Origin of the sequence: Pseudomonas sp. GM84, assembly GCF_000282535.1 — a bacterium.
Classification (GTDB): Bacteria; Pseudomonadota; Gammaproteobacteria; order Pseudomonadales; family Pseudomonadaceae; genus Aquipseudomonas.
Genome location: NZ_AKJC01000075.1, coordinates 21563 through 28389 on the forward strand (window position 1 = coordinate 21563; position 6827 = coordinate 28389).

The following is a 6827-nucleotide window of genomic DNA, read 5'->3' on the forward strand; positions in this document are numbered from 1 at the left end:
CAGCTATCTGTCAAATATTGACTTGATGACAGAAAACATCCATTTTCTGTTTCACGCCTCACCGGAGCAGCAGCATGAACCAATCGCTCAAGCAACGCCTGGAAAGCAGCCTGCAAGGGGCCGCCGCGTCGGGCCGCAAGATTGCCAGCTACATGCTCGCCAACCTCCACGAACTGCCGTTCCAGACCTCGGCCAGCATCGCCGCCAAGCTTGGTGTCAGCGAATCCAGTGTCGGGCGTTTCTGCCGTGCCCTCGGTTATGCCCATCTCAAGGCCCTCAAGCAAGACCTGCAGAGCGACCTGGGTGATGGCCCGTGGCTGGTCGGTGACCGCCTGCAAGAATACCGCCAGCAGCACGACGACACGGCCAGCGCTGGCAGCCTGGAGCTGGAAATTGCCGCGCTGGTGCGGGTGCATGAATACAGCCGCAGCGAGCCCTGGCATCGCGCCGCCCAGCGCCTGGCCGAACGGCCACGGGTATTCATTGCCGGTTTTCAGACCGAGCGCGGTGTCGCCCAGTGCATGGCGCACCTGCTGCATTACCTGCGCGACGGCGTGCAGGTGGTCGATGGCAGCGCCGGGCATTTTGGCGAAGTGCTGCTGGGGCGTCCGGAAAACAGTGCCCTGGTGGTGTTCGAGGCGCGCCGCTATTCCCGCCACGCCCTGTTGCTGTGCCAGAAGGCACGCCAGGCGGGCATCCCGGTCACCCTGGTGACCGACACCTTCTGTGACTGGGCCGATGCCAACGCCGACGAGGTGTTCCGCATCCCCACCGAGTTCAATCTGTTCTGGGAATCCACCTCGGCGATGCTGTCGTGGGTGCACCTGATGGTCAACGAGGTCTGCAGGAAACTCGGGCCTGATGTTGAAAAACGCTTGGAAGCGACTGCCGCTCTACATAACGAGTTCGTCGGCTACACGGCGGGCAAACAACAATAGCAAGAGTGCAAGAGGTGCAAGATGAACAAGACCATGGCTATGGTGGGTGCGTGTGCCCTGCTGCTGGCGGGTGCAGCCAGTGCCGAAACCCTGCGCTTCGCCACCGAGGGCGCCTACCCGCCCTTCAACTATGTCGATGCCGATAACCAGCTGCACGGCTTCGACATCGACATCACCCACGCCCTGTGCGCGCAGATGAAAGTCGAGTGCACCCTGGTCGCCCAGGACTGGGAAGGCATCATCCCGGCGCTGATGGCGCGCAAATACGATGCCGTGGTCGCCTCGATGATCGACACCGAGGAGCGGCGCAAGAAAATCGCCTTCACCGACCACTACTACCGCACACCGCTGACCGTCGCCGTGGCCAAGGACAGCAAGATCAGCGACGCCCAGACCACCTTCAACGGCTTCACCGTGGGTGCCCAGTCGTCTTCGACCCAGGCGATCTACGCCGAGGACGTCTACGCCAAGGCCGGCGCCGACGTGAAGCTGTACCCGACCATGGACGAAGCCAACGCCGACCTCGCCGCCGGCCGCCTGGACGGAGTGATCGCCGACAAGTTCCCGCTGCACGAGTGGATGAGCAAGAACGGCCAGGACTGCTGCAAGGTCCTCGGTGACGTGGCCGGGACCAAGGCCGATGCCGCCATTGCCGTGCGCAAGGACGACGAGGCGCTGCGCCAGCGGCTCAATACCGCACTGGCCGAGATCGTCGCCAACGGCACCTACCAGAAGATCGCCAGCAAGTACTTCGCCTTCGACATCTATAACTGACTATCGGCCCCTATCGCCGGCAAGCCGGCCCCCACAGGTACCCCACAAATTCAGGTTCGGTGCGTTACCTGTGGGAGCCGGCTTGCCGGCGATAGGGCCAGACCCGTCAACACAAGGGGTATGTCATGCTCGACCAATTGTCCTTGCTGTCCTTCGCCAGTGGTGGCTGGGGCCAGGCGCTGCTGGCCGGTGCCCTGGTCACCGTGTCGCTGGCCCTCGCCTGCCTGCCCATCGGCCTGCCACTGGGCCTGGCCGTGGCCCTGGCCGCCCGTTCGCGCAAACGCCTGCCGCGCGCCTGGGCCACCACTTTCTCAACCGTGTTCCGCGGCCTGCCCGAACTGCTGACCCTGCTGATCATCTACTACGGCTGCCAGATCGCCGCGCAGAAGCTGCTGGCCGCCATGGGCTATGAAGGCGAGTTCCTGATCAACACCTTCCTCGCCGCGATGATCGCCTTCAGCCTGGTGTTCGCGGCGTTTTCCAGCGAAATCTGGCTGGCTGCCTTCAAGACCCTGCCCAAAGGCCAGCTGGAAGCCTGCTCGGCGCTGGGCCTGAGCAAGCGCACGGCGTTCTTCAAGGTGGTGCTGCCCCAGCTGACGCGCATCGCCCTGCCGGGCCTTTCCAACAACTGGCTGTCGCTGCTCAAGGACACCTCGCTGGTGTCGACCATCTCGCTGGTCGACCTGATGCGCCAGACCAACCTTGCGGTCAGCGTGACCAAGGAACCGATGTTCTTCTATGGCGTCGCCTGCGTGGGCTACCTGCTGTTCTCGGCGCTGTCGGGGCGGGTGTTCGCCTACATCGAACGGCGCAGCAACCGCCACCTGCAAGGAGCACGCGCATGAGTGCCGAACAACTGCTGAGCCTGGTCCTCGACCCTGACCTGCTGGAGCGCTATGGGCCGCGCTTCGTCGATGGCTTGCTGGTGACCGCCAAGCTGGTGGCGATTTCCTTCAGCCTGGGGGCCGTGCTCGGCCTGCTGCTGGCCCTGGCACGCCTGTCGCGCAACCTGCTGCTGCAACGCCTGGCGGCGGGCTACATCTACTTCTTCCGCGGCTCGCCGCTGCTGGCCCAGCTGTTTCTGCTGTACTACGGCCTTGGTTCGCTCAAGGGCTTCTGGCAGGACGTCGGCCTCTGGTGGTTCTTCCGCGAAGCCTGGTTCTGCACCTTGCTAGCCTTCACCCTGAACACCGCCGCCTACCAGGCCGAGATCTTCCGCGGCAGCCTGATGGCCGTGGCCCCGGGGCAGTACGAAGCCGCGCGGGCATTGAACCTGAAACGCTCGACCACCTTCTTCAAGGTGATCCTGCCGCAATCGTTGCTGGTAGCCATCGGCCCGCTGGGCAACGAGCTGATCCTGATGATCAAGGCCAGCGCCATCGCCTCGCTGGTGACGATCTACGACCTGATGGGCGTGACCAAGCTGGCCTTCTCGCGCAGCTTCGACTTCCAGATCTACCTGTGGGCCGCCGTGCTCTACCTGGTGGTCGTGGAGCTGGTGCGGCGCCTGCTCAAACACCTGGAAGCCCGCCTGGGCCGCCACCTGAACTGACCGAAGGATACCTCCATGCACTGCCAAACCCTTGTCCTCGGCGCCGGCATCGTTGGCGTCAGTACCGCGCTGCACCTGCAGGCTCGCGGGCGACAGGTGATCCTGATCGACCGCGACGAACCCGGCAGCGGCACCAGCCATGGCAATGCCGGGCTGATCGAGCGCTCCAGCGTGATCCCGTACGCCTTCCCCCGCCAATTCGGCGCCCTGCTGCGCTACGGCCTGAACCGCCAGCCGGATGTGCGCTACAGCCTGCTGCACTTGCCCAAGGCTGCGCCCTGGCTGCTGCGCTACTGGCAGCAGTCGGCGCCTAGGCGCCTGGCCAGTGCAGCCGCCGACATGCTGCCGCTGGTGCAGCGCTGCGTCGAAGAGCACGACGCCTTCATCGACGCGGCTGGCCTGCAAGGGCTGGTGCAGGCCAAGGGCTGGATCGAGGTGTACCGCGACCCCGCACTGTTCGAACGGGCTAAGGCCGAGCTCAAGGGCTTGGCCCGCTACGGCCTGCAGTACGAAGTCCTTGAACGTGGCCAACTGCAGGGGCGCGAGCATCAGCTCGACAGCGCCGTGGTCGGCGGCATTCACTGGCTAGACCCGAAAACCGTGAACAACCCTGGCGCCCTCACCCGTGGCTACGCCGGGCTGTTCGTCCAGCGTGGCGGGCAGTTCCTTCACGGTGACGCGCGCTCCCTGCGCCAGGTCGGCGGCCAGTGGCAGGTCGAAAGCCAGCGCGGGCCGATCACCGCCGACGAGGTGGTGGCCTGCCTGGGCCCGCAATCGGCCGACCTTTACCAGCACCTGGGCTACCAGATCCCGCTGGGCATCAAGCGCGGCTATCACATGCACTACGCCACCCAGGGCGACGCGCAGCTGCAGCACGCGATCTGCGACACCCAGGGCGGCTACGTGCTGGCGCCCATGGCCCGCGGCGTGCGCCTGACCACCGGTATCGAGTTCGCCGCCAGCAATGCGCCGGGCAACGAAATCCAGCTCGAGCGCTGCGAAGCCCTGGCCCGCAAGCTGTTCCCGGCCCTGGGCGAGCGCCTGGACGACAAGCCTTGGCTGGGCCGCCGCCCGTGCCTGCCGGACATGCGCCCGGTGATCGGCCCGGCGCCGCGACACAAGGGCCTGTGGTTCAACTTCGGCCACGCCCACCACGGCCTGACCCTGGGCCCTGTCAGCGGCCGCTTGCTGGCCGAGCTGCTCACCGGCGAGCGCCCTTTCACCGACCCTGCGCCTTACAGCGCGGCACGTTTCGACTGAAACCCTGCGGGAGAACAACAACATGACCGCCCCTCTGAGCGTTGCCAGCCTTGCCCCCGAACCCGACCCACGCCCGGTATTGATCCGCATCGAGGGCCTGAACAAGCACTACGGCGCCTTCCATGTACTGCGCGACATCGACCTGCAGGTGCGCGAAGGCGAGCGCATCGTCCTGTGTGGCCCGTCCGGCTCGGGCAAGTCCACCCTGATTCGCTGCATCAACCGCCTGGAAGTGGCCCAGAAGGGCAGCATCCAGGTGGCAGGCACCGACCTTGCCGCCACCACGCGCCAGGCCGCCCAGGTGCGCAGCGAAATCGGCATGGTGTTCCAGCATTTCAACCTGTTCCCGCACATGAGCGTGCTCGACAACTGCCTGCTGGCACCCACCAGCGTGCGCGGCCTGTCGCGCAAGGATGCCGAGGAACGGGCACGGATGTACCTGAGCAAGGTCGGTATCGAAAGCCAGGCGCACAAATACCCCAGCCAGCTCTCCGGTGGCCAGCAACAGCGAGTGGCGATCGCCCGGGCGCTGTGCATGAAGCCGCGGATCATGCTGTTCGACGAACCGACGTCGGCGCTTGATCCGGAGATGGTCGCCGAGGTGCTGGATGTGCTGGTGCAACTCGCCGGCACCGGGATGACCATGCTTTGCGTCACCCACGAGATGGGCTTTGCCCGGCAGGTGGCGGAGCGGGTGCTGTTCCTGGAGGGTGGGCAGATCATCGAGGACAGCCCGCCGGAGGTGTTCTTCAGCCAGCCGCGCACGGCGCGGGCCAAGGGATTCCTGGCGCAGATTCTTCATTGATTTCACTGGCCCTATCGCCGGCAAGCCGGCTCCCACAGGTCCAGCACAAGCCATGTGGGAGCCGGCTTGCCGGCGATGGGGGCGCAAGGCCCCCTTTATTGCACGGCTGCAATGATCCAACTGCGTCGTTAAATATTATTGACCTCACCCCCTGCCAAACCCTTGCCGCCTGAGGCTCGCAAGGGTTTTACCCCCTGAAATTCGGCGCAAAACCCCTTCCCACGGCCCCTTCAGCCGTTTGACATATCGAACGGCTCTGGCAAGCTATCAACAAGCCCCGACCGGAATCGTCGCCTCTGACGAGCCGGCAGTGCTCGGGACTTCAGGTGACACACCAGGCCCCGCGCCGTGCACCTGCACAACAACGGCAGGTCGAACCTGTCATAAGGTGACATATGTCCAACAGCAACATTGGCAACAAGAAACCCTCCCTGCGCAAACCCGTCGTCCTGATGACCATGGGCAGCCAAGAGCGCAAAGGCCATGACTACCAGGTCATGACCCACAAATACATCACCCCGCTGGTCGAGTTCTCCGATTGCGTCCCGGTGCTGGTGCCCACCTGCTGTGGCATCGAAGACCTCGAGACCTATCTGGACATGGCCGACGGCGTGTACCTGACCGGTGCCGGCAGCAACATCGAGCCGAGCCTGTACGGCCAGGAAAACCAGACCCCAGGCAAAGGCCAGGACGTCAACCGCGACCTCTTCGATATCCCGCTGGTGAAGGCGGCGATCAAGCGCGGCCTGCCGATCTTCGGCATCTGCCGTGGCATGCAGGAAATCAACGTGGCCCTGGGTGGTGATATCTACCAGAAGGTCTACGCAGAACCTGGCTTCAACGACCACCGGGAAAACCCGGAAGACCCGGTCGAGGTGCAGTACGCCCAGGTGCATGGCGTGAAGATCAAGCCAGGCAGCTGGCTGCGTGACACCCTCGGCACCGACGAGATTCGCGTCAACTCGCTGCATGGCCAGGGCCTGCGCAACCTCGGCGCCGGCATCGAGCCGATTGCCCTTGCCGAAGACGGCCTGGTCGAAGCGATTCATGCGCCAAGCATTTCGCCCTTCCTGTTCGCCGTGCAGTGGCATCCGGAGTGGCAAGCGGCCAAGAACCCTGATTCGATCAAGATCTTCCAGGCCTTCGGCGACGCCTGCCGCGCCCAAGTGCGCAAGTCCCAGGTCAAGCGCCAACAGGCCGCCTGACACTCAGCTTCGTTAGCTTTGATCGCGGGGCGGCGCAAGGTCGCCCCCGCTTCCCCGGTCACCCTCTGCTGGTCCCAGAACACTTCCCGTGGAAGCGGGCGGCGGGCTTGTGCCTGTCTCCGCGATCGTTTTTTACCCCTCCCCCTTAAGAGATACGATGACTGCTCAGGTGGTTGTCGGGAGATCTTCTGCGTCTGCGAGATCGAGCGCCGCCCGCGCGGCGCATCGCGAGCAAGCTCGCTCCTACATTTGTTGCAACGTGCCACGGTCTGTCAGGCCATGGTTGTCCGCTT

At 64.6% G+C, this 6827-nt stretch carries 7 protein-coding genes; all 7 read left to right on the plus strand.

Annotated elements, in window-relative coordinates; genetic code table 11:
* The first annotated feature begins 74 nt into the window (after positions 1–74).
* The 7 genes from PMI38_RS04920 (at position 75) to PMI38_RS04950 (ending at position 6534) form a co-directional block, all read left to right on the plus strand.
* Entirely contained in the window at positions 75–938 is an 864-nt protein-coding gene (locus PMI38_RS04920; protein WP_008091366.1) for a MurR/RpiR family transcriptional regulator, read from the plus strand.
* A 21-nt stretch (positions 939–959) separates the two neighbouring features.
* The gene (locus tag PMI38_RS04925; protein WP_008091367.1) at positions 960–1712 is read left to right on the plus strand and encodes a transporter substrate-binding domain-containing protein; all 753 of its coding nucleotides are present in this window, start codon (positions 960–962) and stop codon (positions 1710–1712) included.
* Between the two features lie 125 nt (positions 1713–1837).
* The gene (locus tag PMI38_RS04930) at positions 1838–2557 is read left to right on the plus strand and encodes an ABC transporter permease (RefSeq protein ID WP_008091369.1); all 720 of its coding nucleotides are present in this window, start codon (positions 1838–1840) and stop codon (positions 2555–2557) included.
* Positions 2554–3264 carry an ABC transporter permease gene (locus PMI38_RS04935; RefSeq protein ID WP_008091370.1) on the plus strand — a complete coding sequence of 237 codons (711 nt, stop codon included), beginning with the start codon at positions 2554–2556 and terminating at the stop codon, positions 3262–3264. Before PMI38_RS04930 ends, PMI38_RS04935 begins: the two co-directional genes overlap by 4 nt.
* 15 nt (positions 3265–3279) lie before the next feature.
* Positions 3280–4524: an NAD(P)/FAD-dependent oxidoreductase gene (locus PMI38_RS04940; RefSeq protein ID WP_008091371.1), complete on the plus strand. Its 1245-nt coding sequence runs from the start codon at positions 3280–3282 to the stop codon at positions 4522–4524.
* 22 nt (positions 4525–4546) lie between these two features.
* The gene (locus PMI38_RS04945) at positions 4547–5329 is read left to right on the plus strand and encodes an amino acid ABC transporter ATP-binding protein (protein WP_008091373.1); all 783 of its coding nucleotides are present in this window, start codon (positions 4547–4549) and stop codon (positions 5327–5329) included.
* A gap of 395 nt (positions 5330–5724) precedes the next feature.
* Positions 5725–6534: a gamma-glutamyl-gamma-aminobutyrate hydrolase family protein gene (locus PMI38_RS04950; RefSeq protein ID WP_008091374.1), complete on the plus strand. Its 810-nt coding sequence runs from the start codon at positions 5725–5727 to the stop codon at positions 6532–6534.
* Positions 6535–6827: the final 293 nt, after the last annotated feature.